We start from the raw sequence: 26,490 nt of genomic DNA on the forward strand, positions 1-26,490 counted from the left end.
TGGAACCCCTCAATGATCCGTCGGATCATTCGTGTCAGTGACGCCAAGCTCTGTTCTTTACGCGTTAGGTATCGGAGCCTCCATCTTAGACGCCGAGAAACCAAAGCAAGCTGCTGGATAGAACGATTGCGTCATTAATGTCGATTATCGCCTCGTCGTCTACACGGCAAATCTCGGTGCGGTGGTTTGCGATGTGGTAGGACCGCTCGAAGGTTTCGATCGCGATGAGAAGCTCTTTCGCTTCAATCTTGGATTTAGCCTTTGCCGCCATTTGCCCACCCCCATCGGTTCAAAGGAGCTGAACATAGGACGCCATTCGACGCCACTGCATCGCAAAAAACGAGGTGGACGAAAAGGTGGGCCAAATTTCTTGGTCTGGCACAAATAATTGATTTTTCTACATATTTTGAGAGAAATGGTGCCAGAAGAGGACTCGCACTTAGAACATAACATATTCAAATATATTGCGAATTTGTCTTCGTCGGACAACAAAGCCCGGAAATAGGCCCGGAAAATGTCATAAAGCACTGTTTTATAGCCCTTTTACAGCATCAGGACGTACACGGTTGCTCCGAGACACCACCCCTCTCAATAACTCACTAAAAAGGCCAGTGCGGTCTTGCTGCTTCGGTACCACCCGAATTGTACGGACTTGCAAGAAAGGCGAGGGTTCAGGATCCGCTCTGTGAGTGCATGTCCATATCCGTGCAAGCCACGCTATCGCCGCAGGCCCTCTCACAAGGTCTGCGATCCTGAGGGGTGCGGTCCACCATTGCATAGACATCATCGCCGAACATTCCGACGAACGCCCAATGATCTAAAGTTGTTCTGGCTTACCCCACAAGTCCGTAGAATTAAAAAATGTGGGATAAGCGCCTCCAAGTGAGAGCATTGGTGAACTCTGACGAGCCCAGAAAATCAAATCTCGAAAGAATAGCATGAGCCAGACATTCACGCGCCGCGAGTTTTACGACCTAGTCTGGTCTAAAGCCGTGATCCACCTCGCCATAGAATTCGGCGTTTCTGACGTCGCACTTCACAAGATTTGCCGCAAGCAATAAATTCGCAACCCTCCGCTGGGCGAGTGGGCAAAGAACGCTACATAAAAGTTAGTCCAATATCCTCACTAGGAATACCGCAAACTAGACACCCAATATCAATCAATACGACAAGGCTAACGATTTGCTAATCTAAGCACCAACTCGTGACAAAAGTTCTGTAGACTTAATCTGTTCCCCGTCAGCACCTATGGCGCGACTTTGGGATTGCCTATCAAGATTTGTTTGTTTCGCGTCGCCATCATAAAGTAAAAGTTAAGAGAAACAAACGCCCAAGACCAAAACGCTAGTGCCGATCGCAGAATAAAAGATATCCGGCAGGCAACGCCTTGGCGCATCTCATCTGAGGACAGCGTCATGATCGTGCTAGAACCCCTGCGAGGCGGCACCTCTTCTGGCCATAAGCCCCAAGTATGAGGCATTTCATGAAAACCAGCAAATGCAGGCTTCCACGCGACACCGCGCATGCTGCCACTAGGGACGAGGTTCGACACCTACAGCACAATGCCTGAGATCTGTAAGAATACGGTAGGGATCTTACGCCAGAGAACCGCTTGCTGAAGCCTCATGATCAAATCACAGACCCAGCCAATAAGGTGACCACAGCTTTGGCTCGCAACTTGGAAGCCACGGCTGCACCCAAGAAACGCATTTTCAAAATGATGTCGCCACACAATATTGGCATGTGCGCCGTCTATTGCTACGATTGACGCCGCTCCGACTGAGAGCGGTTAGGGAACAAAACAAAAGCTATGCTCGCTAAAATTCGCACCCGATTGTACCTTGCCCGCCAGGTGTTCCATTGCGCCTATTTGCGCAAGATATGGGGGATGTCGATAGGTGAGGGCGTACGAATCTCGCGCAAAGCCCATCTGGACTACACTCATCCCAAGGGCGTCCACATAGGAGACTATACCATCATCACGCCAAGCGTACACATCTTCACCCACGACTTCGTCAAACGCATCCATGTAAGTACATATATCGGCTCAAACTGCTTTGTTGGGGCGGGCTCGATTATTCTTCCCGGCGTGCGCGTGGGAGATAACTGTGTCGTTGCTGCCGGAACAATAGTCACACAAGATATCCCCGCTCGCAGTATTGTTGCAGGAAATCCTGGCAAGATCCTCAAAAGCAACATCAAAACCGCTCGCTTTGGCATTATGGGCAACCTGCAACCTCATGAACTTGCGGCTTTTGAGGAGGCTGAGGAGGCCAGCAATTAAGTGACTTTAATCTCTAAGCAGGCTCAATGCATTGGCGCTTAGCTTGCATCAGTTAGATCTTTTCCCAAACCCAACTCACTGCCCAAAAGCTAAAAGATTTTGGTTGTTTGAGTACGGGTTTGGGCACATGTCTATTGATCCCTCGCGGCGGATGTCCTTTACCACATGCTTGGTACTCGCCTTGGACTGTGACTGTTTGTTTCTCATCTTCGTTCCTTCGTCACTACGGCGAAAAACAAACGCCCCTTAAATTTCAACTCCTAATCTGTGCCATAGGTGTTGACCGGGAACAGGCGGCCAAATCACAAGCAAGGCCCGCTTTATTAGCGACCCCCACGGCCTTTTTCAGCACTCCGATAATCTCCTCGCCTAATGTCATAATCATATTCATACCTCGAACATAAGCGACATCTAACGAGACTGAAGTACTGTCAGGGAAGCGACCCAGCCCTATTCCGGGTAAGCTTTGGTCTGCACTACGGCTTAAGTCGATCACCTTGCGATACAGCGGCGCTGTGCCCGAAAGCAGTTGGCTGTATAGCAGCCAATCTTGCACTTGAAAGTCGGGTCTTAGGCGAATGAATGACTTGAGCGCCTAAGCTAGCCGCTGTCCCTAAGAGCATGAAGAACCAAACTAACGCGTTGAGCCACAATGATACTGAAACTGCTCCCAGAGCAAATACCGACAGTGAGATTGCAACGCCCCTTTGAAAACGTGCATCGGCTTGTCCCAACTGAACGGATTTTTTTGCAACCGAAACGACTGCAGCAATAGTTGCGAATATCAATAAAAGTGAGGCTGGTAGCCCAAATCGCATCGCTAAAATCAACCAAAAATGATCGATTGATGATGAAGTGCTCCAGTTCATCCAGCTAGGCCGCTCCCAGTCTGCATACCCGATGCCGAAAATTGGATGATTTATGACACTTTGGCTTCCATATTCCCAGATAATAACGCGGTTGTAAGCACTTACAGTGTTTAAGGAGGCATACCGAACAAGTAAATTGAAGAACCCAGAGTCACTTACCAACTCAATAACAACATAGAGCGCTGTGACGCCACCGATGAACAAAGGCCAAGTAAAATTGCCAATGCGCCTTGAGAGCCAATCGTACATCATCAAGCCAGAGCCTGCTATCAAACCTAGTAACGCGGCTGAACTCATGGTGAAGAAGGCTGCACAAGCACCGAGGGCTCCAGCAAACCTTGGCCAACTACGAAGACCTGACATCCAATAAAGCGTCAAGAAACTGGTGAGGCAGATGCCGGCTAGGATCGGATGGGGGAAAGAGGCTACACCCCTTGTGAGACCCAATCTAACATCGACGCCCACTCGCGTCGGCTGGCCTGTAATCGCAGAGAATAATGGCTGAATAAGGAGCCTGCCAGATACAGATTCCAAAAATACAAAAATGCCCATCAAGGCAACGCCAGGTGCAATGATCACAAGGAAAATCCTCATCTCATTCGGCGTGCGAATAGCCAGCCGCATAAAAAAGTATGCAAACCCAATATCTGTTAAGTGGGCACCGCCCTGTAGCAATGCCGGCCCCAAGCTTTCGCTCGTGAAATAAGACGCCATCACTATCCAGAAGCAACCAAAAACCACAGCGACATCTGACCATCCGAAGCGTATTGGTGTACGCTTCGACGTCTGGCTGAAGAGCAATAAGAAACCTGCTAGGAGATATACCCGGTAGGGCGGCAGTAGAGCAGCCCCAAGGCGGAAGTTGAGCTGCTCCGGAAGCAGTAACAGGTAGAAAAGACCCGCGGCCAAATAGATTGGAAATAGCGATGGCCGCACCCTTTGAGCTTTAGTGAAGGTTTTATGCAATTCCCTATCATGTCGATGCATCTTCATTGTCCTGTGTTTTCTTCGAGTAGGGATCCGCAGCCTTCAGTCCGTCGCGAATTGAAGCACATCCTGCTTACGCATTGATCCTTTTTTAAAAATTGGGGGACCTGCATTATTCCAATATCGACGCGGGTCACCTCCTTCAAAGCAGTTCTCTTGAAGCTATCTGTGTCTTGCCCGCATTATTAAAGCAGTTATCGCGATGATCCAAATCGCCTCAAAAAGCAAAAGGACTGTCGCCGCACCGATTGCGCCAGAGCGGATTATAAGCCACGGGGCAATCACCATCGCTAACAACGATATTAAGTTTGCAATCAGCATCGTCTGAGGGCCTAATTTCAAAACCACCCACGCTCTTGCACCCATCGTGACTAGATTTACACCTGCGACTATCACGAGCCATACAAGAACTTCAGCCGCTAGCTTAAATTCAGGCCCGGCAATTATAGCGACTACCCAGCCACCTAATAATTCGGCGGAAATCCAGGCCGCTATGGATAAAACGAATAATCCTGCCGAGAACCTAAGAATTATACCAGATCGGCGATCGAACTTTGACAGCTCAGCGAAAATTGCTTCGAAAGCTGCCCTGTAGAATAACTGCATGACCGATGCGATGCGATCTGCAACCGTGTACAGCCCAACTGCTGCTGACCCAGCAAATGCATCCAAAAGGAGTACAACCCCCCGGGCCCTTAATGTTCCGACGGCTCCGGAGCCACCTGCGGGTAAAGAAAATGATAGCACTCGACGGATACTAGCCTTTCTAGGCCACTTGGGCGTGCATGAATGGACTGCTTCGATATTCAGAGCGATAGATGAGATCCCATACAAAATACCCGCAGAAATTATATATACCTCGAGCGAGGCGTCTATCCACCACAATGCCGTCACGACTGCCATAGAAGCTAAAGCTATCGTAGATCTCACTACCGCGATGAAACCAAACTTATTGTGCCATCGGAGTACACCGAGCGCGGGATCTGGCAGCCTAATGAGTAACGTGCTGAGATGGGCATAAACGGCCCAACCACCTTCTAACTTTATGATGAAGGCTATGGCACAGCCAAAAACGACACCCAGAGCAGCCAATCCTCCGTTGATTAGGAGTGCAGCGGCGAAGGTGTCAGCTAAATCTTGTTCATTGTCAGCCAAAGCAACGACAGCCTGCCAAGCCTGCATCCCGGCTAACGCCTCTATCATCAGCCCGAAGGCCAGGATCGTCGCATAGGCGCCAAGACCCTCAACACCTAATGATCGTGTATTGAAATAAACTATGAAAATGCCTGAGAACGCGACGATAATCATAGATAATAGGGACCAGCCTATGTTCTTCCGTAAGCGCTCCCACATTATATTGCTAACCTTGGAGAATTATATCATCAAATTGCTTCGTTACCTCTTGGGCCCGCCCTATTAGGCTGGACTCGAATCTCAAGTTATCTCTATCTGACAGAGGCTTGATCAAAGCACCTAAAGGGCGATCTTCAACAGCAAAACCCCATTCCCTCAGTTTCGAAGTAACTGCAAAAGGATCTTCCGCAATACTATTGAGGTCATGCACCAAAACACGCTCAGCCCCGACCCGATGAATATGTTCGAGCAGCTTCGTGTTGTAGTGTATCCAAGCCTCAAGGAACCCGTGCCTGAGATCGAAACACCGCTTCTCTATGGTACGCTTTTTCACCCAATACGCCGGACGTTTCCATCCGGGATATCCAAACTCCCTGATCGCCTTTGGCTCTCTGGCGACCAACGAGCTGACCACTTCTTGATAGGGACGAAATAAGACTATTGAAAATGGATCAAGAGCTTTCTCGTAGAACGGAAGGAACAAGCAAGTCCTCGGTTCCTTCCAACCAAAAGGTAATCTCGAGTTCTTCCGCCTGACGGTCAATTCGGTCGCTCGGTCTAGAATTGATCCAGAGAAAGCGAGCTTGTCGTAACCTGCTTCATCGAAGTGCGGACTGCTTAAATCCACCATTCCGTTATCGGGCAATTGCGCTTGTCGCAAGGCAGCTCTGTGCAGGTCGAAGAAATCAATATCTTCGAAATGACCATCAGAGTTTCCAACTCCTTCCGGCAGGAACTCTTGTCCCATATTCATCCCGCAATCTAAAAGCCAGCGAGAAACTAAAGAAGTGTAGGATCGGTGCATACCGAGTAGCATGAGTGCTGTCATTGTTGCGGTCCATGGTTGGCCTCGTATCCTGCTTTTACAGATACAGCGAGTGAATCTGCTAGAAGGCCATCTGGACGCTGTGACACCTTTCTCCTTCTCCATTGGACTCGCCACAATGGAATTGGGTTATATGAGATTTGGCAAACTGAAGAGAACAATGGCAAACGATCCTTCCATTTTGAACGAACATAACGGTATGCATCTACATAGCCACCGCTAAGTGATGCCCAAGGCCGATTGTTGTGCACAACTGGCAGATCGACAGCGAGCGCGACCTTATTCTTCGAGTAAGCGCTCTGTACGATATCGGTGCCGTAAAGGTGAAAGTCGGGCAGATCAGGGTCAAACTGAAAGTCTTCAGAACGTTTGACGATGAGCATCAATTCATCCAAAGATTCAATTGTGGTTGGCTCAAACGGTCCGCCGCCTAGTTCCCGCCCCATGTTGACGTCCCATATTCGACCTACATGGCTGCCATTCTTTTGAACCCCGTAGGGACCGGCAATCATCCAATTCGGCCAACTTTTTTCTAGATTAGCGAGAGCATCGATCGCGCGTGTCAGCCAGCCTTCCGGCAGATAAACATCTTGGTGAACAAAAACACAAATAGGCGCGGTTGTTTCCTGAAGGCCATCGTTGTATGCCTGCGCCATAGACCTTGCACCCCGAACGGTTATGAGCTTTAGCGCGCCACTTACAACGTCCGGCGATAGTTTTAGGCATTTTTTCAGAATGTCATCATCATTGACCGCTGAAATCAGGCAGAGATCTGAGTGCGAATAATTCATAAAATCCAATCGAATTGGGATTATTATACGGGCGGGTCACCGTTCATTTTTTTGCGAACAAAGCAAGCTTAAAGCTGCCTTGCTCGGGGTTCGAGGGTGGCAGTTGGCTCTGTTGACAACTCAGCGGATAAGGGACGCGTGTAACAGCGATTTACCGCTAATTGGTCAAGGTATTCTGTGTAGTGCTTGGTTATGGGCCGGTACTAGCAGCCGCTTTGCCCCAAACTGGTAGATTAATTCGCCGAATTGGGCCTCTATCAGCACGGCACGCGAGCCTTCGATATAGCATACTTGGATGAGCCTCAACTAAGTGGGTCTCCAGCATGCCAAACGCCTAGAGCTCCCGAGTGCTGTTATCGCGCGCCCAGATGATGCGGTCAGATCGCCTTACCTGCAATCTAGCCCTGAGCTTAACGACAAACTTCACACCGATAAAAACCAGGAGGTCCAAGGGTGACGCCCCACTCTTCAGGACACCCTTTACCCCGCCTTTCGAGTTAACGTCAGCGAGATAGCGCGATGGATACTTCTCTCTCACCTCTGCGTTCCCGATCGCTCGGCGCACCTCAACCCGAATTTGATCCCGAACAGTGCGCGGCGGACGCACGACGCTATAAACGTCCTGACCGTGACGATCCTTGCGAACGTAGCGCCTCTGCGTGTCCGCAAACCGCGTGTGTATCCAAATATCGTCTCCAAAGATTTCAGGAAACTCTCCTACCGTTTTCAGTGCGTGCTGGGAAAGACAATAACAGCCTGCCCCCCCCTTCCCTGCCTTCGCATAAGGTTGCTTCATCCACGCACGATAATAGGACTTGATCAGAAAGCTTCCTTGCTCTTGGTCGAGACGAATAGCGGGCGCCGATACCATCACGTCTGGCTGAACATGTGCCTCAGCAAGTGCCGCGAGACTTTGGAATGAACATTCTACATCCGCGTCCAATATAATCCTCGGGAAAAAGCGTGCGATGCGATTGGCCGCGTTTATAGCATTAGTCTTTGATCCTGGTAGAATGTCTAGTATCGTAGCCGATGGACACGCCTCTCTCGCTCTATGGACGGTACTGTCAGTACACCCGTTGGCTGCCACGATTATCTCAACTGCATGGTTGGCAGGCATACCGGTCAACACCGATCGCAGGCAGCGACCGATCACGCTCTCCTCATTGTGAGCAGGGATGATCAATGTGAATTGAGCAAGTCTGGTCACTTCAAATCCCGTGGCGAACCAATTCTGTCGCAACTAAAGCTAGGCACCTTTTGTTACAAAACTCTATGAGTCAGCCACTAAGCGGATTTGTACTCATAATAGTCATAGCCGTAACCATAACCAGCTTTTTCGGCCTGATATTTGGTCAACACCATGCCCATAACAGTACCGCCCATGGATTGAAGGCGTTTCACAGACGTACGCGCCTGAGAGAATGGTACTCTGTTAGCTTCCAGAATAAAGACCGTACCATCTACAAACCGCGCTAATGTCGGCGCGTCTGCTAAACCCAATACTGGAGACGAGTCGAAGAGAATAAGCGAATACTCATCCCTGTATTTGTTGATGAACTCCTGAAGCTCATTCGAAGATAGAATGTCTGAGGGGTTTGGCGGTATCTTCCCAAGAGGCAGCACGTCAAGATTGTCGTGGACACCACGATTTACGGCCTCCTCAAAATTGGCGTGCCCATAAAGAACCTCGACGAGACCTTTCTCACTAGGATCAAGCTCGAGTAGCTTTGCCACGGACGGGCGCCGCAAATCAGCATCAACGAGTAGCGTCTTGCGCCCTCCACGAGCGAACAGTTCAGCTAACACTACTGCAGTAGTCGATTTACCCTCAGCAGCGTTACTGCTCGTAAGTTGCAGCACATTGCGGTTGCGAGGCAGGGAAAACTCAATTGAAGCCTTGAGAGACGCATATGCCTCCATCAGCGCCGTGAATTGGTTCGTGCTCTCCAATTCAATAAGTCGTTCGTCTACGTAGGGCGTGTGACCGAGTAGTGGTAGACCGACCTTCTCTTCTATATCGTCGAGAGATCTGACACGGTCATCAAACATCTCTCTGAGAACAGCAAGGCCAAACGCGGCTGCCACACCCAAAACGAAAGCAATACCCATGTTCGTGAGTATGTTGGGAGAAAATGGCTGACCCGGCACAAGAGCTGAGTCAATTGCAGTCATCGTGCCGCTGTTCACGTTAGCGGCACTGCTTATCTGATTATAGCGATCAAGCAGTGAACGCAACTGCTGGCGTAAGGCCTCTGCCTCACGCTCAAAAACTGTCAGCTGAACCATCTCATCTTGTTCAGCTAGTGAAGCGCCTGACAGGGTATCGAGTTCGCTTCTTAGCGCCCGCTCTTGCCTCAGGGCAACATCATAGGCATTTCGCACAGTTGATTTGATATCGGCACTGGTCTGCCCGATCTGAGTGTCCAACACTTCAATTTGAGCAAGGATATCTACAATCTGAGGAAACTCATCATTGTATCGCCTCCGTAGCTCGGAAAGCTCTGTCAGCTTGCCAGTTCTGTCTGACACCAACCCCTGCAAGACAGGATTGTTCTGCACTTCGGGAAGCTGCGCGGCAGGTAGACCTTCGATCGCACGCCACTTTTGCTCAGCTGCAATCCGCGCCGCTCGCGCCTCAGCATACCGCTGGCTTATGTTCGATAGGCTCGAGTTCGTCAAAGTCGTGCTCGTGACCGCGCCTTCAGCAGACATGCTTGGCTGAACGATGATGCCACTATTGCGAGCATAGTTGTTAGTTTGCTGCTCAGCCTCCGCAAGCTTCCCCCGAGTTATCTCAATCTGCTCACTCAAATACTCGATAGCGTATTCATTCCCAGCAAGCGTATCGCGAGAGTCTGATGCCATAAATGCATCAGCGTATGCATTCGCCATTTCGGCCGCGAAAACAGGGTCATTTGATACATAGCTGATCGGAATAACCCAACTGATGTCTGGTACGCTCGCACTGACATTTGCTGACAGCATCGCTGCTGCCCTGGATTTTTTAGCTTTCAACCACTCCGCGTCGGACATCCCGGGCGGACGCTGTTGTTCTATGTCATCGCCAAGAAGGGCCGCGCGTTCCGTTAAATTGCGATCATCAACCACCACCGCAGCCAGGCTACGGCTCTCAATCAATTCCACCTTAGTAGCCAAATAATCGCTTACCTGATTGCTAGCAATGCCCTGCTCCACATCCTGACCCTCGAGGATAAATGCGCCGTAGGGCTCCACGCTAACCTTAGATGTGGCGATGTACATCGGTGTTGACAGTAGAGTGACGATGAGACCGATAGTGAGCGCAAGGAGGGTGATACCAAGCAAAAGCCAACGCTGACGGTGAAAAATACCGCGAATATTGGCGATACTAATGAACTCCGCAGACGCCTGAGCCCTGACAACCTGCTGCTCAGGGAGGTAGGATTCAACCCAACCGCCATGCGGATCCGGGCTACTGGGATCAATTATCGAACGCTCATTCATGACGAAGTCTCTACCTTACCGCAGCCACGCCAAATACACCGAAGGCTGGCAAGGCTTGGAGAAGACCTTGATAAAAAACTGAAAGACCGTCTGTTCCAACGACCACACGATCCCCAGGTTCAAGAACAGGATCAAGCATGGTTCCTTGGCTCATTTGCCTGTGATCAAATTTAGCAATCAAAATTCCCTCGGGACTTTCCCGGAAAACTGCTATCTGGTCCCGCTTAGCAAGATTTGTGGGCCCTTGAGCCATAGCAATGGCAGCAGAAAGCCGCGACCCTGGCTGAAATGTGTAAACGCCTGGCGTCGTGACCGCCCCTTCGACGGTCACCAAATGAGATGCATACTCGGATATATTCACACTAACCATAGGTGACCGAAGCCCGGCAGCGAGAAGTCGACGAGCTACATCTTGCTCAAACTCCCTAGCCGTCATGCCAGCAGCGGGTATCGAACCTAACAGCGGTAGTGAAACCAATCCATCGACACCAAGGCGCACATTCTCGACTGACAGATCTGGCTCACGGAACACATTCACCGACAGTTGGTCAGAAGCGCGCAGCTTGTAGGAAGTTGCCCTCGCGTGGGAGTAGCCCTGCTGCCCAAGATCTGTCCGCGGCTGAATTGAAGCTGCGCCAATCACAGGTTCTGGCGTAGAAGCACAACCCACGAGCGTCACAGCTGAACATAGGCCAATAAAACCCATCCGGTACCTAATCATAAAACGAAACCTCACACCATCCACCCATAGGCTCGATCGAGGTCCTAAACTTTGGTTCGGGCTTGTGCAACAGATTTAACCATGGCTAATAAGACGCGAAATTTTGAACTGCTTTCAAAGCCCTTCTAGGATGGATCGAGTGGCGCTTTGAAGGCTAATAAAATGCGAAGCATACCCACGCATAAGACAGTTCTATCGCACACACGTTTTACCAGCCTCAAGGCTGGCACTTTTAGGATCGACAAACAGATGCAAAGTGCACCATCGTATTTTAGTTTGGCCGCCGCCGCATTTTATGTTTTGGTGAGTGTGACTAGCCTAATTGCGTATAAAACAGCGTTCACAACGAACCAGAGTGTTTCACATCAAGCCGCCTGGGCAACAGCTGCTCTTTTATTCGTGCTTCTTGCACTTTCGAGAACATTCCAAGCTGAGGAGGCGGCCCGTGCGATGCTTCGCGCGTGGATCAGCTCACTCGACATGCGCGATGATAGACGTCTCATTCAAGGCATTGCAGTTTCATTGGTTCTTCCACTCTTCGTTCTAATCGTTCTGTACTCATCTGCCTTTTTTTCTCGCTTTATGGTGGGTCGGAGGAATATCGCGGTGGCAGCAGCTTTACTTGGGTGCAGCGGTATGCTTCTCCTAGTTGTGCTCCGCACGATCTCACTGCATTCGCTTGATAGGTTGCTGTTTGGAGCGCTCAAGCTTAATTGGTTCGGAGATATTGGAGCGGCGCTGTTAGTGGCAGGGGCGGCCTCTTATTACACGGCGAGAGTGCGAGGCTTAACTTAGGCCCTGTTGATAGACTGGTTAGTCTCGAGGGGACTACTACGGTATTTGCGAAGGCGAAGGTGGGTTGCTTAAGCTCGGATCGTGTTCCGAGGCGGCGCAAACAGTTGAGCTTGGCGGAGCAGCGATCAATGGCGTTTCTCAGTGCGTTCGAGACGGCGTCGTGGGGGATGGGCTCTTTAATGTCGGTCTTGGCCGGGATGAGGGTTTTGCCGCTGCGCTGGGCGATCGTTTACCGGGTCTGGTCTCTGTCTTGACCGCGGTGCTGACGATCAGCTGGACGTGTCCGGCATCTCGACCTTTTCGTTGAGGGCATCGAGAATCAGCTCCCACAACCAGAAATGGCTCACAAAATACCTACCCAGCATCATCCATGCGCAATAGGGCCAAGATAACTTGCTGAAAAGCCACTTTGAAGCACCGCTCAGCTCGTTGACGACACAAGCTTTCAACAGGGCCTAGAGGCTCCCGTTGGGCACAAACCTGTAAGCGCTAGCTTCGGACAATTGAAATAGCTTCTGAAGCGCAGGGTGCATTGAAAAGCACGCAGATATCTGGCGTGCGCCTTGCCCATTCGAAACTTTCGAGCCCACGACACCCTTTAATTGTAGGCCGACGCACTGCACCAACCTTTAGATACCTTGGCCCAATGGGCATCTTTAAGTGAACATTGGATCGCGAACGCAGCCCGCTCCCCCTAGCAATAGAGTTACCATCTATGCGACCAAAGCGACGACAGCATATCTGCGGTTAAATAGCATTGTTAAGTCTAAAAAGGTTTTTTGGCGCGGCCATACAAGCTACCTTAACGCACAAACCAAAGCCTTAAGGCGCGCTGAGGGTTCTCTGTTGCCTAAAATATTCTACACTCTTATCTTTGCTTTGATCGATGCGGTGGGCGGCAGCCCAAACGACCCCCTTAGATTTGCTGTAGCCTCTGCTATGTCACCGCGGAGAACTGACTGAGCCGCTTTGAGCAAGTTAAATCCCATGGCAATCGGTAAAGCAAAAGGTCGAAATTTCCTCACAAATTTAAGCCGCGACCTGGCCATAAAGTAGCTCGAAAGAGGGGAGGCACTGCGATCAATGGTCGCAGATCCAATCGACGTGCCGCCATGATGATATGCCACTGCATCAGCAAGAAACACGAGCTTGCGATCAGGAAGCGTAAGACACCAATCTGTCTCTTCGTAGTATAAAAAGTACCTTTCAGGCATCAAACCTGCCTTCGCAAGAAAACCTCGCGAAACGACGATATGCGCGCCGCTAATGTAGTCAAGAGACTGAGCTGGCGGAGTGCTCGTTTTATCTGCCTCGCGAAACATGTTAACCGGCTGACATGCTCCGGTCCAGAAATTCACTCTCCCTCCGTCGTTTTGGATAATGTTTGGCTCTGCAAAATAACAAATCCTCCCACCCATCACATCAAAGTCAGGATTCTCTTTTGCCCCCGCCGCTATTGCGACCGGCGTGTTTTTAGCCACAATAGTATCAGGATTTAGTATCCAAAAAAGGTCAACTTCCTCGTGTTTTCTCAAGAACTCTAAACCCAAGTTGACTCCGCCTGCAAACCCCAAGTTCTGATCTGAGCGCAGTACTACAGGCCGATCTTGCAGAAGCAATCGCGGGGGAGCCTCACAGTCCATTCGCTCGGCATCGACCCCAGCGGATCTGATGATAGAAATAACGTCATCGGTCGATGCGTTGTCCACGATAACAACACGTAAATCAGCATCTGGGGCAGAAAAAAGGCTCTCAAGGCAATCGACGATGACGGCCCCGGAGTCGTAAGCTACAATGATCACTCCGATTGTTAGGCTTTGACGAATTTTCAATGATATACCCACATGCTATGCAGAACGAATGGCAATTCTCTTTACGCATTCCATCAAGCTAGCTGCAAGCGCTCAAGATATAAAAGGGCTTCGCGCGGACGCGGGCTTGGCGGACAAAAAGCGAGAGTGACTGGAATTAAAAGTGTTTTCAGGCCTGTTGCGATTTAAACTACACTCGATTTCTAACTTTTGGAAATCCTAAATCGACGAGAGAAAAACACCCCCTATTGATAGACCGATTAGTCCAGACGGGACTGCTACGATATTTGCGAAGCCGAGGGTAGGTGACGTGACTTCCTGCTTTCCTCCAGCTAGGATTAGGGCCGAGCGTTTATTTTGCGCATCTGCACGGTTGAAGCAATGGGCTGCGTAGCGGAGCCCGCAGGGCGTAGCGAAACAGGCCATCGCTTATCCAGTTTGACGGCGAACGCCGCCGGTGTTGCGTAGCCAAGGGATAAGTGCGGTCGCTCCCGATTATAGCCCTGCACCCAGGCAGCGATCCCGACACGGGCATGTGCCATGCCCAAGAACAGCGTCTCGTTCAGCAACTCATCCCGCATGCGACTATTGAAGCTATTGCAGAAGCCGTTCTGCATTGGCTGGTCTGGCGCGATGTAATACCACTCCACGCCCATTTTCCCGCACCATGCCAACACCGCATCAATGGTTAGCTTAGTGCCTTTGTCGCTGACGATCATGCTGGGCATGCCTTGCTGGCTGATCAGCTCCGTCAGCTCTCTCACGACACGGCGGCCTGAGATCGAGGTATCTGGAACCGCCGCCAGACAACTCTCTGGTCATGTCATCGACAACGTTGAGGACCCGAAACCTTCTGGCAGAAGCAATCTGGTCGTGAACAAAATCCAGGCTCCGACGCTGATTGGCCAGCTCGCGAAGTTTCTCACGCAGACTGGCATCATTGCCCCGGGTGGAACGGTAACGTACGCTCTTGCGATCAGCATCGATGACACGGCACACCCCCTGTTCGCTCATCTCGTGACAGGTCTGGAGATGATCGATAGCTTCCCGCTTGGCGGCCAGCGCTAGAACTTTTTGTCAGAAGTTCCTTCAACGCAGCATGGTCCAGCATCGCATCGGCAAGAAGTCGCTTGAGCTTCGCGTTCTCGCTCTCGAGCTTCTTGAGTCGGCGAGCATCGTTCACTTCGATCTCGCCATACTTCGACTTCCAGTTGTAGATCGTCGCTTCGGACACCCCGTGCCGATGAGCCAAGTCAGCTGTCTTCGCGCCCGCCTCAGCCTAATTCAGCACGCCAATGATCCGCTCTTCTGAAAACCTCGTTCTCTTCATCTCGTCCGTCCTTCTGTCAGGGCCGGACCCTAATCCAACTTGAGGGAGAATCAGGGGGTCACCTCAGAAGATACGTTTCGAGGAAAGAAAGCCCAAACCTTCTCGCGCAACCCTTTAGCCAGCAGACATGAAACCGAGATCAGGCTTTGCGAACCTACCAATATTGGGCTGAACCATTTGCAAATTGCTAGAAGAAACACCGAACCACTTGGCCAATGTGGTTGAGTATTCATCAACAGAAGTACTAGGCAGCAATCGGCCTCGGCCGACCTGATCATGGCTATCTAGCGAAACTTTCGGCGCTTTTCCATAAAATTTGCCCCCATCAACTGCACCGCCAAGGACAAGATGATGGCCACCCCACCCATGATCAGAACCCAATCCGTTTAGGCTTAGTGTGCGCCCAAAATCAGATGCAGTGAATGTTGTGACCTGATTGGCTAGGCCCATGGTGGAAATTTCCTTAAAGAAGGCGTCGAGCGCAAAGTCAACCTTTCCAAGAAGTGATGAGTGATCTCGAAGGTCTGTGTGCGTATCAAAGCCGCGCATAGAGACGAAGAACACTTGCCTTTGAACCGAGAGCGCATCGCGCGAACGGATTAAGCGTGCTACGATCTCTAATTGAGAAGCGAGCTCATTGTCTGAGCCGAAATCTGTTTGAGCTCTGTTATTCCCGAGAGCGTCTTCCACGAATGCACCGTACTCGATAGATTCTGCGTTCATTGTTGCGTAGTCCGACTCCAAGACACTCGCGCTGGGCGTGCGCAATAAGCGATCAAAGACTCCAGACGCGGCGCTTGAGCCAAACAGTCGACCTGATTGCAGACCTCGGAATTGAGTTACTCCGCGGTCAGAAACCCTAAAGGGCGCTGTGCGTTCGCCCTGAACGAAGAGGCCATTCCCTGTTGCATTTATTGCAGTGAACATTTGATTGGTGTTTCGCGTCTGCGCCAGGTCGGCCATCCGCCCTCCCCAACCCGTTCTTGTCCCTTCGGAGCCGGAAGTCATCCACGTAGCCTTTTGATCGTTATGCGAAAAAAGGAACGCAGGCCTAGGCTGGCTTCCATTTTCAAATTGAGAACGAGTTATAGGAGCCTCAAGTGTGCCAACATTGAGCAAGGGCGCCAGCATGCCTCTGTCGAATAAAGCTTTCATGCGTGGCATCCATGGAGAAAGAGCATACTCAATCCCATCTGTTAATGTCTGATCGTGCTTTGGTTTGAGAAGGTTTTGGAACAGCTCCTCACGATCGAAAGCCACTCGCTGTCCATTAACTGGGTTGCCCCTGATGTTGAAATATTTAGCATGGTTGATGGGATCGTAAGGAATTAAGGTGTTGGCATGATCATTCCCGCCATCTAAAAAAACGCACACCAAGGCTTTGTAACCTGATATATTTTCAAAAGCAGCAGCTTCGCCTGTAGCTATTAAACCCATTCCATATGATGTTGCGGCGCCAGCGCATGCGAGGTTCCTTGACCTTTTCAGGAAGGCGCGACGGCTGATATCATTTAGCTTACTGATAAACATCTAATCTACCTTTGGATCAAATATGATGTTGTCATAAAAACGAGAAAAACAGCTAGGCGGACTCTTCGCAGCCTGGCTTCTTGATCGCTGCTATCACTAATCTGAACTGATTCTATTGCTTCGCGTATTCCGTCCTTTTCACCTTCCGACAGTTGATTAGCTGTCAGTATCAAATTCAGGTGCTCGACAAGCTCTGCCGGGTTTTCTGCGAGAGGAAGTTCGTGTCTGTATTCTGCAGCGATATCTCTCGACTCGAAGGCCCGGTCTTCGATTATAGCCTCCATAAAATTGGCATAACCCGCTACCGAGGTGGCGTTCACAAGTTCAAACTCGGGCGCCACTAGCCCGTTCTTCGAGGCAGTTGAGCGATTGGCGACGAATGTGGGTCGAAAGAAATTGAAGACTGTTGGAGAGCGAAGAGGGGATTGACCTAGTTGATCGTACGATCTGGAGAGCGAACGTATTTCCCAATTGTCTGATGATGACGTTGCCCCAAAGGTTCGTGCCCATTGAGCAAAACGCAGCACAGGTTCTCGAAGTTTTCCAAAATTCTCATCAGTCAGCATCGTGTCCGAACGGGCTTCGTCGTCAAGGATAATGGCTTTGAAAACTGCTTTGAGATCACCGCGCTTTCCATTTCCATTGTTCTCAAAAACTCTCGCGACACGACGTACGTATGCGCCTGACGGATTGCTTGTTACGAGGCGCTGGATCATTTGCTTACAAAAGAATGGGGCGACGTTGGGATGCTTAAAGAGCGCATCGAGAGCGATACAGAGCGTTTCACTCGCGCTAGTATTTTGTGGAATTGATACGTTCAGAAATTCTTTTGATTCTGGGGAATGGAGTGAAGCTGTCTGGGGTTTGCGCCACTTACGGGGATCAGATGTAATCGGTACGGTAACAAAATCTGGCGTCTCAATTTGCCGGGTTGAATTGGGATAGGTATCAAATCCTGTGCCGCTGTAGTCGAAGTGGTAGCCCGTAAAACACCTGGCAAGGTTCTGCACATCTTCATTTGAGTACGTCTCGACCTGCCGCCCGCCGACGATTTTTGGGGTTCCGTCCATATTTAGTTCAGTCACACCGATCGTGAAAAGCTGCATCACTTCCCGAGCGAAATTTTCGTCGGGCTCCCGCATGCTCTGGCTATCTGCTTTCTGATTTCCAATGGTATCAAGGTATGTCGCCATCGCTGGGTTAAGTGTTATCGCCTCCAGCAGTTCTCTGAAGTCACCAAACGCGTGTTCATTTAAGGTGTCCCAATAGCTTCCTATAGCAATTGCAGGCCAACTAAGCCTAAGACCTTCAAGAGAGACCACAAAAAACTGTGAAAGAGCGAATGCAAACTTTTTGCGCACAGCGTTATTGCCATGCAGCAGCTGACTAAAAATCATGAAGTCAGCGGTTTGCGATCGATCAAAGTGATTATTCGTATCTACGCGGTCAAACCCACGAGACGAGAAGTATTCGCGAGCGGTCTGAGATATTGGTTCAGAAATTTTTCGGTCCAGCCAAACTTCATTGCCTTGCTCCAATACTTCATCAATTTCCGCTAATGAGGCAGAAAAAGAGGCTTGGTGTAAAAAGCGGGCAGCACGCGACCTTTTCGTCACCTCTTCCGTATTGCTTGGCGCGCCTGGGCCTGAATCAGTGGGTGGTTGCGAGCCGATGGAAGGAGCTACCGCGCTTGCGGGGTTAGATTGACCGCCGCCTCCGCCACAAGCCGCTAACGTTGCAGTCGATACACTGAGAGCTGTCAGAGAGAAGAGGCTTCGTCTAGTCGGCTGTCCTTCAGAAAGTATGACTTGCTCATCGGCCTTGCTTTCTGTGCGCATTTTTTTGGGCTCCTTTAAGAAAGAGCCCTTTGGGTAAATCAACGCAGTTTACAGGTTTTGCGGTCACACCACCGCGCAAACTCTTAAGTATATTCCGCAACTCAATGCGGATAAGATGCTGGAGTTAGGCTGCATTGCTTCAAGGGTGGTCGAAATGGTGGTATTTTTGGCGATATTACACCTTGGAAAGTCACTTTGCGCTGGCCTGATTGACGGTACGCAAAAACCTATTCGGGTAATTTCGTCATGTCATCATGCCTTATTTAACTGTTTAAGGGTCGCCACCATTTTTCATTGTCCAGATACCAGCGCAAGGTTTGCCGCAAGCCTTCGTCAAAACTGCGGGTCGCGGCATATCCGAGCTCGCCGCGCGCCTTTGTCTCGTCGATCGCATAGCGGCGGTCGTGGCCTGCACGGTCTGTCACAAAGGCCTTGAGCGTTTCGCTCTTCTGGCCCTTGGAGGCAGGGGCATCCGGATATCGCTCTGCAAGGCCCTCTACTTCTTCGAAGGCGAGATCAACCTCGCGGCAAATCGCTGCGATAACTTCCAGGTTAGGAAGCTCAGCCCCGCCTCCGATGTTGTAGGTCTCGCCCGGCACACCCTTGAGAAGGCACGCCTCGATCCCGCGGCAATGGTCTTCAACATGCAGCCAGTCGCGCACATTCATGCCATCGCCGTAAATTGGCAATGACTTGCCCGAGAGCGCATTGAGGCAGAATAATGGAATCAGCTTTTCAGGGTATTGGTACGGACCGTAATTGTTCGAACAATTGCTGGTGGTCACGTTCAAGCCATAGGTGTGATGGTAGGCACGAACCAAGTGATCAGACGCCGCTTTAGACGCCGAATAGGGCGAATTGGGCGCGTAAGCCGTGGTCTCGCTGAACGCAGGGTCGTCATTTCCGAGAGAGCCGTAAACCTCGTCGGTGGAGATATGATGGAACCGGTGATCCATGCCATCACCATCCAGCCATACTCTGCGCGCAGCTTTCAAAAGCGAATTGGTGCCAAGAATATTGGTGTCAATGAAGGCATCAGGCCCCGTGATTGATCGATCCACATGGCTTTCAGCAGCAAAGTGAACCAGGGTTCTGATATCGTGTTCGCGAAGGAGCCTCTCGACCAGTTCCTGATCGCGAATATCGCCCACTACAAGTTCTGCCGCAGGCGCATCTTCAATCGTTGAACGATTACCAGCATACGTCAGAGCATCCAGAACGACCACATGATCTTCGGGATGGTGCGCATTCCAATAATGCACAAAGTTGCCGCCGATAAATCCGGCGCCGCCAGTTACGAGCAGGTTAGCCAAGAGCCTTTTCCTCTCTCAACATTGTGCGCAGGTTCTCGCGCCAATGAGTGTGTGTATCCCCCAACACAGCGCGCGTCGCGCTGCTGTCCAGAAGGGAGAATGCGGGACGTTTCGCAGGGGTAGGGTAATAGGACGTGGTGATTGGCTTGATGGCAGGGATACTTTCAATCAGGCCAATTTCATGCGCCTCTTCGGCAATAGCGACCGCAAAGTCGTACCAGCTGATTTCGCCTGCATCGCTGTGATGGAATGTTCCATTAGCGCCATTTTCGATCAAGCCCCAGATCGTTTGAGCAAGGCCAGTCGCCCATGTCGGTGACCCAGTTTGATCAGCCACAATACCAAGCTCATCTCGCTCATTCATAAGGCGGATCATCGTCCGGACAAAGTTTGCGCCGCCTGCCGCATAAACCCAAGCCGTGCGGACAAGGATATCGGAAGGCCGAACGTGGTCTTCGCCAGCCGCCTTTGTGCGGCCATAGGCGCTGATCGGTGCGCGGGTATCGCCAGGCTGATAGGCACGCGAAGAAGTCCCATCGAAAACAAAGTCCGTTGAGACATGGACAAGCTTGCCGCCTGTTTGCTCCATTGCTTCGACCATGATCGCCACAGCATCTGCGTTGATCGCAAGAGCGAGTTCTTCGTCCTCTTCTGCACGGTCGACCGCAGTATAGGCGGCTGCATTAATGATGATTTCTGGCGCTTCAACTGCCAGCCGTGCGCGAAGCATTGCGGCATCGGTGAGGTCCACATCATCAACGTCAATCGCGCTGATTTCCGCAGCGTCTGGCGCAGTTGTCTGAAGCGCGGTGCCAAGTTGTCCGCCGGCCCCTGTGATCAAAACTCTCATGGAAACACCGCAACCTCGGCCAGAGCCGACCCTTTGGCATCTTTTGCCGAGATGATCGGATCAAGGTTTAACGATGGCCAATCAATTCCAACGGCTGGATCATCCCAAGCCAACGTATGCTCGGATTGCGGCGCATAGGGCGCGGTGCATTTGTAGAGAAAATCAGTATCGTCGCTCAACGTCAAAAACCCATGCGCAAAACCCTCTGGCACCCAGAACATCCGCTTATTGTCTGCCGACAGCTCGACGCCAACCCATTTACCAAATGTGCCGGAGCTTGCGCGGAGGTCGACAGCCACATCAAAGACCGCGCCATTGGCAACTCTTACCAGCTTGCCCTGGGGGGCGGGATTTTGGAAATGCAATCCGCGTAAAACGCCCTTTTGTGATCGGCTGTGATTGTCCTGCACAAAGGTGAGATCAATGCCAGCCTCGCGAAACGCCGCCTCATTCCATGTCTCCATGAAAAACCCGCGCTCGTCACCGAAAACGCGCGGCTCTATTATAAGCACGCCTTCAATCTCAGTTTCGATGATATTCACGGCAGGATCGGCTTTTCAAGCAGCGCCAGAAGATATTCGCCATAGCCAGACTTGCGCAGCGGCTGCGCGATTTCTTCAAGCTGGGTGTCAGTGATAAAACCTTGACGCCAAGCGATTTCCTCCGGGCAGGCGATTTTCAGACCTTGCCGCTCCTCCGTAATCCGCACATAAGTTGCCGCATCAAGAAGCGAAGCATGGGTTCCTGTATCAAGCCAGGCAAAGCCTCGCCCCATAATTTCAACCGACATCGAACCTTCATCAAGATAGAGGCGGTTGAGATCGGTAATTTCCAATTCGCCGCGCGGTGATGGCTTCAGGTCGCGGGCGCGGTCCACAACGGTTTCGTCATAGAAATACAGACCGGTCACGGCATAATTGGATTTGGGAGCGGCAGGCTTTTCTTCGATAGAAATCGCCCTGCCGTCGCGGTCAAACTCAACCACTCCAAAGGCTTGCGGATCGGTGACCCGGTAAGCGAAAACGCTCGCACCCACATCGCGTTTATTTGCACTTTGCAAGATATCCGGCAGGCCGTGACCATAAAAGATGTTGTCACCAAGGATCAGCGCGCTTGGACCACCAGCCACAAAATCAGCCCCGATATGAAAGGCTTGCGCGAGACCTTCTGGCCGTGGTTGTTGTGCATAGGAAAGGTTCACGCCAAAATCGGATCCATCGCCCAGGACACGCTTGAACTGCTCTGCATCCTCAGGCGTTGTGATGATCAAAATGTCCTGAATGCCCGCCAGCATCAGCGTGCTGAGCGGATAATAGATCATCGGCTTATCGAAGATCGGCATCAGCTGCTTCGACACGCCTTTGGTGAGCGGGTACAGCCGCGTGCCTGATCCCCCTGCGAGGATTATCCCTTTGCGAGGTTTTGTCACGATATTCGCCTTGATTTACCCTACACCCTTAAAGCGCATTGTGCTTTGCAGCATGCCCTATAGGGGTCAAGGCTTAATGTCCCCTTGTAGATTGCACGCCCTCAAGTGGGGGAAGCAATCACTGGTAAATGGGCGGCAATTATCGCATGGGAGCATGGGGGGAAGCTTTGTGCTCGGCCAACCGGAATTGGGATCGAATTTGCAAATCCAATGAACAATGCTGCATCCATTGATGACTTTCTTGCGCATGGCTTGCGTGCGCTTCGTGCGGGTGAAGCTGCGCCATGGGCAAAAGAGGGGTCCACTGGCTGGGAGACGGTTTGGAGCCGCATCGAATACCATGGCATCGCCTTTCTTCTCAATGTGCATGTCAATCAGCTGGACAAATGGCCGGAGGAACTGCTGGCACGCATGGCAGAAGAGGCGCGGCTTATCGCCTTGTGGGAAACCACCCACCATCATGCTCTCTCCAAGGTTTTGGATGGCCTAAGCAAGGCCTCAATCGAGGCCACCGTGATGAAGGGCACAGCGCTTGCTTATTCACTTCACGATGAGCCTGCGACGCGGCGACGTGGTGACACCGACTTGCTCATCCAGCCGAAAGATCAGGCTCGTACGCGCACGGTCCTGCAAGAGCTTGGTTGGTACCGAAAAGAGGACCCTCATGGCCTGTATTATCAAGAAGGCTGGCTACACGATGCGGCGGGTTTTTTCATTCATTCGATTGATTTGCATTGGGAGCCCTCGGACAGGCCAGTGCTTCAGGGCATTTTGCCCTTAAGTGAGTTTTTCACCGACAGGCGCCCCGTCCCTCGCCTTCATCCGGCAGCTTTCCGGCCTCATCCGGCGTTGATGATCCTGCACGCAACGATCAATCAGAAATGGCATGCCTTGCACGGTTATCATTCAGAAAGCGGCAGGCTAACCAGTCAGCGCCGCCTGATCTGGTCAGTGGATCTGGCCCTGCTTAGCCAGAGTATGACCGACGCAGATTGGCGCAAGCTTGAAGAGCATTGTAACGCGCACGGCGTCGGCGCTCTTGTTGCCGAGGCTTTACGCGGAATGCAGATCGATCTTGAGGGTTCAGTACCCGAGGCGAGCCTCGCAGCGCTGGAGGCACGTCCACTTGATCCGATCTTAGCGGCATACTTTGCCAATCCGGACAGCCTCAGCCAGTTTCGGATTGACCTTAAGAAATCCCGATCACTTGGCCAAAAAGCATCACTTGTGATGACGCGCGCTTTTCCTCCGCGCGAGCATTTGCTGGAGAAATATCCATCAGCGACGAAATGGCCCACCGCTCTGTTGCAAGGCCGCTTGTTGCTAGAAACCGCCGGACGAGCGGTTCGAAAGGTGGGGTCACGGTGAGTGTTGGATTCTGGCTCGAATGGGCCTGGCGATTTAGGTGGCAATTGGCGGCGATCAGCACGCTTACACTGCTGAGCTCGATTGCGACATTGGCTGTGCCGTGGCTTGCAGCTGATGCTCTGGGAACGGTGGTTTCCGCCGAGGGTGATGCGCCTGATCTCACTGAGACACTGATCATTTTGGTAATCGTTCTTGCGCTGCTTACAGGCCTGAACATTGCTGCTGCAATCCAGTCCGAACGTGCTTCCACCCGTATCCTCACCGATCTTCGGAAGCGGATTTACGAGCATGTCCAGATTATGCCGCTGAGCTTTCATGATGAGCAAAGATCAGGCGATGTCTTAGCGCTGACGTCATATGAAGTCGGGAATTTGAGCGACTTTCTCGCAAGCACTCTTGCGAATGCTCCTGCGATCTTGCTGACGACGATTGGAGCGATTGCGATCCTTTATTGGATTGACCCGGTGATGGCTTTGATTGTGCCATTGTTGGTCCCGGCATTCGCAATGATGATCCGCCTCACCGGCAGACAATTGCGAGGCCTTTCAGGCAAAGTGCGAGCTGCGGAAGTCGATCTGGTGGCGATTGCAGAACGCGATCTTGAGATCCTCCCAGCCATCAAAGCCTTCGCCGTGGAAGAGCACCACCGTACAAACTTTGCCAAAGCAGCAGAGATTTCGCGCGATTACGCCGTTCAGCAAGCCCAGCTCAAAGCCTTTATAGGCCCCCTCATGGCGTTCATTGCAGCGCTTGCTGCCATTGGCGTTCTGATGATCGGTAGTGGGCAACTAAGCGGTGAGGCATCATCGCCTGCCGAAATTTTCGCCTTTCTACTTTATGCAGCGTTGTTGACGCGCCCTGCAGGGGCGCTCGCCAATATGTATTCATCCTACCAGATGGCCCGTGGGACCCTCGCACGGCTGGAGACAGTGCTCGCCTTCGATCCAGAAACCGGACACGATAGCGGGATCAGTATTGGCCGGGCAAAAGGAGCGATATGCTTTGAAAATCTGAGCTTTGCGTATCCCAATCGCTCGCCGGTTCTGACCAAGCTCGACCTTGCAATTGAGCCAGGAGAAACCCTTGCGGTTACCGGCGAGAATGGCGTGGGCAAATCAACCTTGGTACGGCTTCTCTTGCGCTTTTATGATGCAAGCTGTGGCCGGATCACTCTTGATGGGACCGACATATCCCAGTTTCAGGTGCAAGAATTCAGGCGTCAGTTCGGTTATGTCCCGCAGCGCGCGCTGCTGTTCAATGGTTCGATTGCTGATAACATCGCCTTTGGACAAAGCGCTGATAATCGCGAAGAGCGGATAAAGGTTGCAGCACGCCTCTCTCAAGTGGACGATTTCTTGGCCAACTTGCCAGACGGGCTTGATACCGAGATCGGCGACCACGGGGTGAAGCTTTCAGGCGGACAGCGTCAACGCATTGCCCTTGCAAGGGCCCTGTTCAGCGATCCGCCGATCATGATTTTGGACGAGGCAACCAGCATGTACGATCTCGAAAGCGAGGCCGCTTTCGTCGAAGAATGCGTCGAGGTTTTGAAAGACAGAACTGTCATTCTCATAACGCACCGCCCCGCAAGCCTGTCGCTTGCGGATCGAGTGATTAAACTCGGCACTGACGGCGTAAGTGAGGTCAGCCAAAAGGGCTGATTAAGCCGCCTCGGCTGCGATCAATTCCTGTTCTTGCAGCTGTTTGGCCAAAGCCATCATATCAGCCTCGATACGCTCACGCGGGGCATCGAATTCCTTCTCGATCTGGTCGCAAATGTCGATCAAATTACGTGGTGCATCTGCAAGCAATTCCCAAATGCGCGCGCCAACAGCATCGAGCCCGAAATACTGTCCCGAGTTAAGATCAAGCAGCACAAGCTCGCCGCTGACTTCGCGCACAACGACATCTTCGGACACTGTAAATCGATCAGTGAGTTGCATGTGAAAGATCCCAAATCGCTCAATATGTCATCATCTCAGGCTAGAAAAACTTTCCAGCACAGCTTCGCGCACCCGCGGCAATTCTGCGTAGTCTCGGGTAAAGTCAAGGGCGTAGCAAGCTATGTCCTGCGACAGGTCAGCCATGCGGGTAAAGTGCCCCTTGAGCCTCGATTTATCGGTTACATCGAGAATAAAGGCATGCGGCATCAGCGCGCTCAAAGCCTCTTGGCTTGAAAGTTGCCGGATCGAAAGCGGGGCTGAATGATCGGTGCCTAAAAGGAATATCTGGCGCAAGGGCACCGGCTCTTTGGCAAATGGCAAGGCGCTACCCGCTTCAACATCTTGCTTGAGGTCGTCGTTTTCAAAGTCAGTATCATCGCCCAGCAAGAACCGCGCGCTGTCGGCAAAAAGCCTAAGCTTTGAACGCTTCGGCTGCAACCAATAGGTGCCTTTATCTAACCTTAGATCGATCACATCTTCTGTCAAAAATGGAAAGCCTGCACGCGCAAAAGAGCCAGCAAGCGTGGTCTTTCCGCCCCTCGAAAGACCAAGAAATGCGATTACTCCGTGTTTGGCTTTCCCCGATGCAACCGCGGGAACCGCGACTGCACTCCCATGAAGGTAGAGACCCCCATTATGATTGCCCAAGATGGGCTCGATCGCATTATGGTACAGATTGGTCAGCGTTTGCGTGTCGCAATCAGGCGTTGGCCAGCCTGTAATGGCAATACCATCGCCTTCTAGCTGAAGGCTGAAATCAGCCTGGCCGGGAAAACGAATGACGAAGCCCGAAGCCTCACGCCGAAATTCAGCCATGCAAACACCATTAGGCGAAACCCAACGATCGTAGGGCTCACTCGTTAGTGCTGCTTGTTCTCGTGCTGCTTCTTGCGTCCAACTCATAGCAGGTGCCTCTAGCCGCAAGTGACCGCTTGTACCACGGCCCAGTTTCCATGCTTTAGGAAG

Annotated in this window: 23 protein-coding genes and 1 pseudogene; 6 read left to right on the forward strand and 18 right to left on the reverse strand. The window is 51.6% G+C overall.

Annotation, left to right across the window (positions count from 1 at the left end; genetic code table 11):
- Positions 1 to 85: 85 nt before the first annotated feature.
- Entirely contained in the window at positions 86 to 271 is a 186-nt protein-coding gene (locus tag ABJ205_RS12065; protein WP_348156118.1) for a hypothetical protein, read from the reverse strand.
- Between the two features lie 667 nt (positions 272 to 938).
- Between ABJ205_RS12065 and ABJ205_RS12070 the strand changes: the two genes are divergently transcribed.
- Positions 939 to 1,061 carry a hypothetical protein gene (locus tag ABJ205_RS12070; RefSeq protein ID WP_348156121.1) on the forward strand — a complete coding sequence of 41 codons (123 nt, stop codon included), beginning with the start codon at positions 939 to 941 and terminating at the stop codon, positions 1,059 to 1,061.
- Positions 1,062 to 1,810: 749 nt separating this feature from the next.
- Positions 1,811 to 2,284, forward strand: coding sequence for an acyltransferase (locus tag ABJ205_RS12075; RefSeq protein WP_348156123.1), 474 nt, complete (start codon positions 1,811 to 1,813; stop codon positions 2,282 to 2,284).
- Between the two features lie 476 nt (positions 2,285 to 2,760).
- Here the strand turns inward: ABJ205_RS12075 and ABJ205_RS12080 are convergent, their stop codons facing one another.
- From ABJ205_RS12080 to ABJ205_RS12110, 7 genes are all read right to left on the reverse strand, one after another.
- Entirely contained in the window at positions 2,761 to 4,146 is a 1,386-nt protein-coding gene (locus tag ABJ205_RS12080) for an O-antigen ligase family protein (RefSeq protein ID WP_348156126.1), read from the reverse strand.
- Positions 4,147 to 4,302: 156 nt separating this feature from the next.
- Positions 4,303 to 5,493 carry an oligosaccharide flippase family protein gene (locus ABJ205_RS12085; protein ID WP_348156129.1) on the reverse strand — a complete coding sequence of 397 codons (1,191 nt, stop codon included), beginning with the start codon at positions 5,491 to 5,493 and terminating at the stop codon, positions 4,303 to 4,305.
- A gap of 7 nt (positions 5,494 to 5,500) precedes the next feature.
- The gene (locus ABJ205_RS12090) at positions 5,501 to 6,322 is read right to left on the reverse strand and encodes a hypothetical protein (RefSeq protein WP_348156132.1); all 822 of its coding nucleotides are present in this window, start codon (positions 6,320 to 6,322) and stop codon (positions 5,501 to 5,503) included.
- The gene (locus ABJ205_RS12095; RefSeq protein ID WP_348156135.1) at positions 6,319 to 7,110 is read right to left on the reverse strand and encodes a glycosyltransferase; all 792 of its coding nucleotides are present in this window, start codon (positions 7,108 to 7,110) and stop codon (positions 6,319 to 6,321) included. Before ABJ205_RS12095 ends, ABJ205_RS12090 begins: the two co-directional genes overlap by 4 nt.
- Before the next feature lie 334 nt (positions 7,111 to 7,444).
- Complete coding sequence (locus ABJ205_RS12100) at positions 7,445 to 8,320, reverse strand: glycosyltransferase family 2 protein (protein WP_348156138.1); 876 nt, start codon at positions 8,318 to 8,320, stop codon at positions 7,445 to 7,447.
- Between the two features lie 77 nt (positions 8,321 to 8,397).
- Entirely contained in the window at positions 8,398 to 10,596 is a 2,199-nt protein-coding gene (locus ABJ205_RS12105) for a polysaccharide biosynthesis tyrosine autokinase (RefSeq protein WP_348156139.1), read from the reverse strand.
- A gap of 10 nt (positions 10,597 to 10,606) precedes the next feature.
- On the reverse strand, positions 10,607 to 11,302 hold the full coding sequence (locus ABJ205_RS12110; RefSeq protein ID WP_348510058.1) for a polysaccharide biosynthesis/export family protein: 696 nt from the start codon (positions 11,300 to 11,302) through the stop codon (positions 10,607 to 10,609).
- Positions 11,303 to 11,566: 264 nt separating this feature from the next.
- On the opposite strand from ABJ205_RS12110, the gene ABJ205_RS12115 reads away from it, so the two are divergent.
- Positions 11,567 to 12,112 (forward strand): hypothetical protein, encoded by a 546-nt coding sequence (locus tag ABJ205_RS12115; RefSeq protein WP_348510059.1) that lies wholly within the window; start codon positions 11,567 to 11,569, stop codon positions 12,110 to 12,112.
- A 64-nt stretch (positions 12,113 to 12,176) separates the two neighbouring features.
- Positions 12,177 to 12,419 carry a hypothetical protein gene (locus ABJ205_RS12120; protein ID WP_348156147.1) on the forward strand — a complete coding sequence of 81 codons (243 nt, stop codon included), beginning with the start codon at positions 12,177 to 12,179 and terminating at the stop codon, positions 12,417 to 12,419.
- Positions 12,420 to 12,972: 553 nt separating this feature from the next.
- Here the strand turns inward: ABJ205_RS12120 and ABJ205_RS12125 are convergent.
- The 8 genes and pseudogenes from ABJ205_RS12125 to rfbA form a co-directional block, all read right to left on the reverse strand.
- The gene (locus tag ABJ205_RS12125) at positions 12,973 to 13,944 is read right to left on the reverse strand and encodes a glycosyltransferase family 2 protein (RefSeq protein ID WP_348156149.1); all 972 of its coding nucleotides are present in this window, start codon (positions 13,942 to 13,944) and stop codon (positions 12,973 to 12,975) included.
- Positions 13,945 to 14,261: 317 nt separating this feature from the next.
- Positions 14,262 to 15,253 (reverse strand): annotated as a pseudogene (locus ABJ205_RS12130) (integrase core domain-containing protein).
- A gap of 114 nt (positions 15,254 to 15,367) precedes the next feature.
- Positions 15,368 to 16,783 (reverse strand): DUF1501 domain-containing protein, encoded by a 1,416-nt coding sequence (locus ABJ205_RS12135; protein WP_348156152.1) that lies wholly within the window; start codon positions 16,781 to 16,783, stop codon positions 15,368 to 15,370.
- A 5-nt stretch (positions 16,784 to 16,788) separates the two neighbouring features.
- On the reverse strand, positions 16,789 to 18,621 hold the full coding sequence (locus ABJ205_RS12140) for a DUF1800 family protein (RefSeq protein WP_348156155.1): 1,833 nt from the start codon (positions 18,619 to 18,621) through the stop codon (positions 16,789 to 16,791).
- Between the two features lie 263 nt (positions 18,622 to 18,884).
- The gene (rfbB, locus tag ABJ205_RS12145; RefSeq protein WP_348156158.1) at positions 18,885 to 19,934 is read right to left on the reverse strand and encodes a dTDP-glucose 4,6-dehydratase; all 1,050 of its coding nucleotides are present in this window, start codon (positions 19,932 to 19,934) and stop codon (positions 18,885 to 18,887) included.
- Positions 19,927 to 20,784: a dTDP-4-dehydrorhamnose reductase gene (gene rfbD / locus ABJ205_RS12150; RefSeq protein ID WP_348156161.1), complete on the reverse strand. Its 858-nt coding sequence runs from the start codon at positions 20,782 to 20,784 to the stop codon at positions 19,927 to 19,929. Before rfbD ends, rfbB begins: the two co-directional genes overlap by 8 nt.
- Positions 20,781 to 21,326 (reverse strand): dTDP-4-dehydrorhamnose 3,5-epimerase, encoded by a 546-nt coding sequence (gene rfbC / locus ABJ205_RS12155; RefSeq protein WP_348156164.1) that lies wholly within the window; start codon positions 21,324 to 21,326, stop codon positions 20,781 to 20,783. Before rfbC ends, rfbD begins: the two co-directional genes overlap by 4 nt.
- The gene (gene rfbA, locus ABJ205_RS12160) at positions 21,323 to 22,216 is read right to left on the reverse strand and encodes a glucose-1-phosphate thymidylyltransferase RfbA (RefSeq protein ID WP_348156215.1); all 894 of its coding nucleotides are present in this window, start codon (positions 22,214 to 22,216) and stop codon (positions 21,323 to 21,325) included. The genes rfbC and rfbA overlap by 4 nt, the downstream gene beginning before the upstream one ends.
- A 207-nt stretch (positions 22,217 to 22,423) precedes the next feature.
- On the opposite strand from rfbA, the gene ABJ205_RS12165 reads away from it, so the two are divergent.
- The gene (locus ABJ205_RS12165) at positions 22,424 to 23,581 is read left to right on the forward strand and encodes a nucleotidyltransferase family protein (RefSeq protein WP_348156166.1); all 1,158 of its coding nucleotides are present in this window, start codon (positions 22,424 to 22,426) and stop codon (positions 23,579 to 23,581) included.
- Complete coding sequence (locus ABJ205_RS12170; protein WP_348156169.1) at positions 23,578 to 25,242, forward strand: ABC transporter ATP-binding protein; 1,665 nt, start codon at positions 23,578 to 23,580, stop codon at positions 25,240 to 25,242. The genes ABJ205_RS12165 and ABJ205_RS12170 overlap by 4 nt, the downstream gene beginning before the upstream one ends.
- Here the strand turns inward: ABJ205_RS12170 and ABJ205_RS12175 are convergent, their stop codons facing one another.
- Both ABJ205_RS12175 and ABJ205_RS12180 read right to left on the reverse strand, forming a co-directional pair.
- Positions 25,243 to 25,524 carry a PqqD family protein gene (locus tag ABJ205_RS12175; protein ID WP_348156171.1) on the reverse strand — a complete coding sequence of 94 codons (282 nt, stop codon included), beginning with the start codon at positions 25,522 to 25,524 and terminating at the stop codon, positions 25,243 to 25,245.
- 30 nt (positions 25,525 to 25,554) lie between these two features.
- On the reverse strand, positions 25,555 to 26,490 hold a 936-nt coding region (locus ABJ205_RS12180), incomplete at its 5' end, for a hypothetical protein (RefSeq protein ID WP_348510060.1).

Origin of the sequence: Erythrobacter sp. (assembly GCF_039988855.1) — a bacterium.
GTDB lineage: Bacteria > Pseudomonadota > Alphaproteobacteria > Sphingomonadales > Sphingomonadaceae > Erythrobacter.

Excerpts from the sequence above, each read along its gene's own strand:
- ABJ205_RS12175 (WP_348156171.1), bottom strand. The coding sequence starts at position 25,524 with ATGCAACTCACTGATCGATTTACAGTGTCCGAAGATGTCGTTGTGCGC.
- ABJ205_RS12075 (WP_348156123.1), top strand. The coding sequence starts at position 1,811 with ATGCTCGCTAAAATTCGCACCCGATTGTACCTTGCCCGCCAGGTGTTC.
- ABJ205_RS12165 (WP_348156166.1), top strand. The coding sequence starts at position 22,424 with ATGAACAATGCTGCATCCATTGATGACTTTCTTGCGCATGGCTTGCGT.
- ABJ205_RS12095 (WP_348156135.1), bottom strand. The coding sequence starts at position 7,110 with ATGAATTATTCGCACTCAGATCTCTGCCTGATTTCAGCGGTCAATGAT.
- ABJ205_RS12085 (WP_348156129.1), bottom strand. The coding sequence starts at position 5,493 with ATGTGGGAGCGCTTACGGAAGAACATAGGCTGGTCCCTATTATCTATG.
- ABJ205_RS12110 (WP_348510058.1), bottom strand. The coding sequence starts at position 11,302 with ATGGGTTTTATTGGCCTATGTTCAGCTGTGACGCTCGTGGGTTGTGCT.
- ABJ205_RS12065 (WP_348156118.1), bottom strand. The coding sequence starts at position 271 with ATGGCGGCAAAGGCTAAATCCAAGATTGAAGCGAAAGAGCTTCTCATC.
- ABJ205_RS12115 (WP_348510059.1), top strand. The coding sequence starts at position 11,567 with ATGCAAAGTGCACCATCGTATTTTAGTTTGGCCGCCGCCGCATTTTAT.
- ABJ205_RS12140 (WP_348156155.1), bottom strand. The coding sequence starts at position 18,621 with ATGCGCACAGAAAGCAAGGCCGATGAGCAAGTCATACTTTCTGAAGGA.
- ABJ205_RS12070 (WP_348156121.1), top strand. The coding sequence starts at position 939 with ATGAGCCAGACATTCACGCGCCGCGAGTTTTACGACCTAGTCTGGTCT.
- ABJ205_RS12090 (WP_348156132.1), bottom strand. The coding sequence starts at position 6,322 with ATGACAGCACTCATGCTACTCGGTATGCACCGATCCTACACTTCTTTA.
- ABJ205_RS12080 (WP_348156126.1), bottom strand. The coding sequence starts at position 4,146 with ATGAAGATGCATCGACATGATAGGGAATTGCATAAAACCTTCACTAAA.
- rfbD (WP_348156161.1), bottom strand. The coding sequence starts at position 20,784 with ATGAGAGTTTTGATCACAGGGGCCGGCGGACAACTTGGCACCGCGCTT.
- ABJ205_RS12135 (WP_348156152.1), bottom strand. The coding sequence starts at position 16,783 with ATGTTTATCAGTAAGCTAAATGATATCAGCCGTCGCGCCTTCCTGAAA.
- ABJ205_RS12105 (WP_348156139.1), bottom strand. The coding sequence starts at position 10,596 with ATGAATGAGCGTTCGATAATTGATCCCAGTAGCCCGGATCCGCATGGC.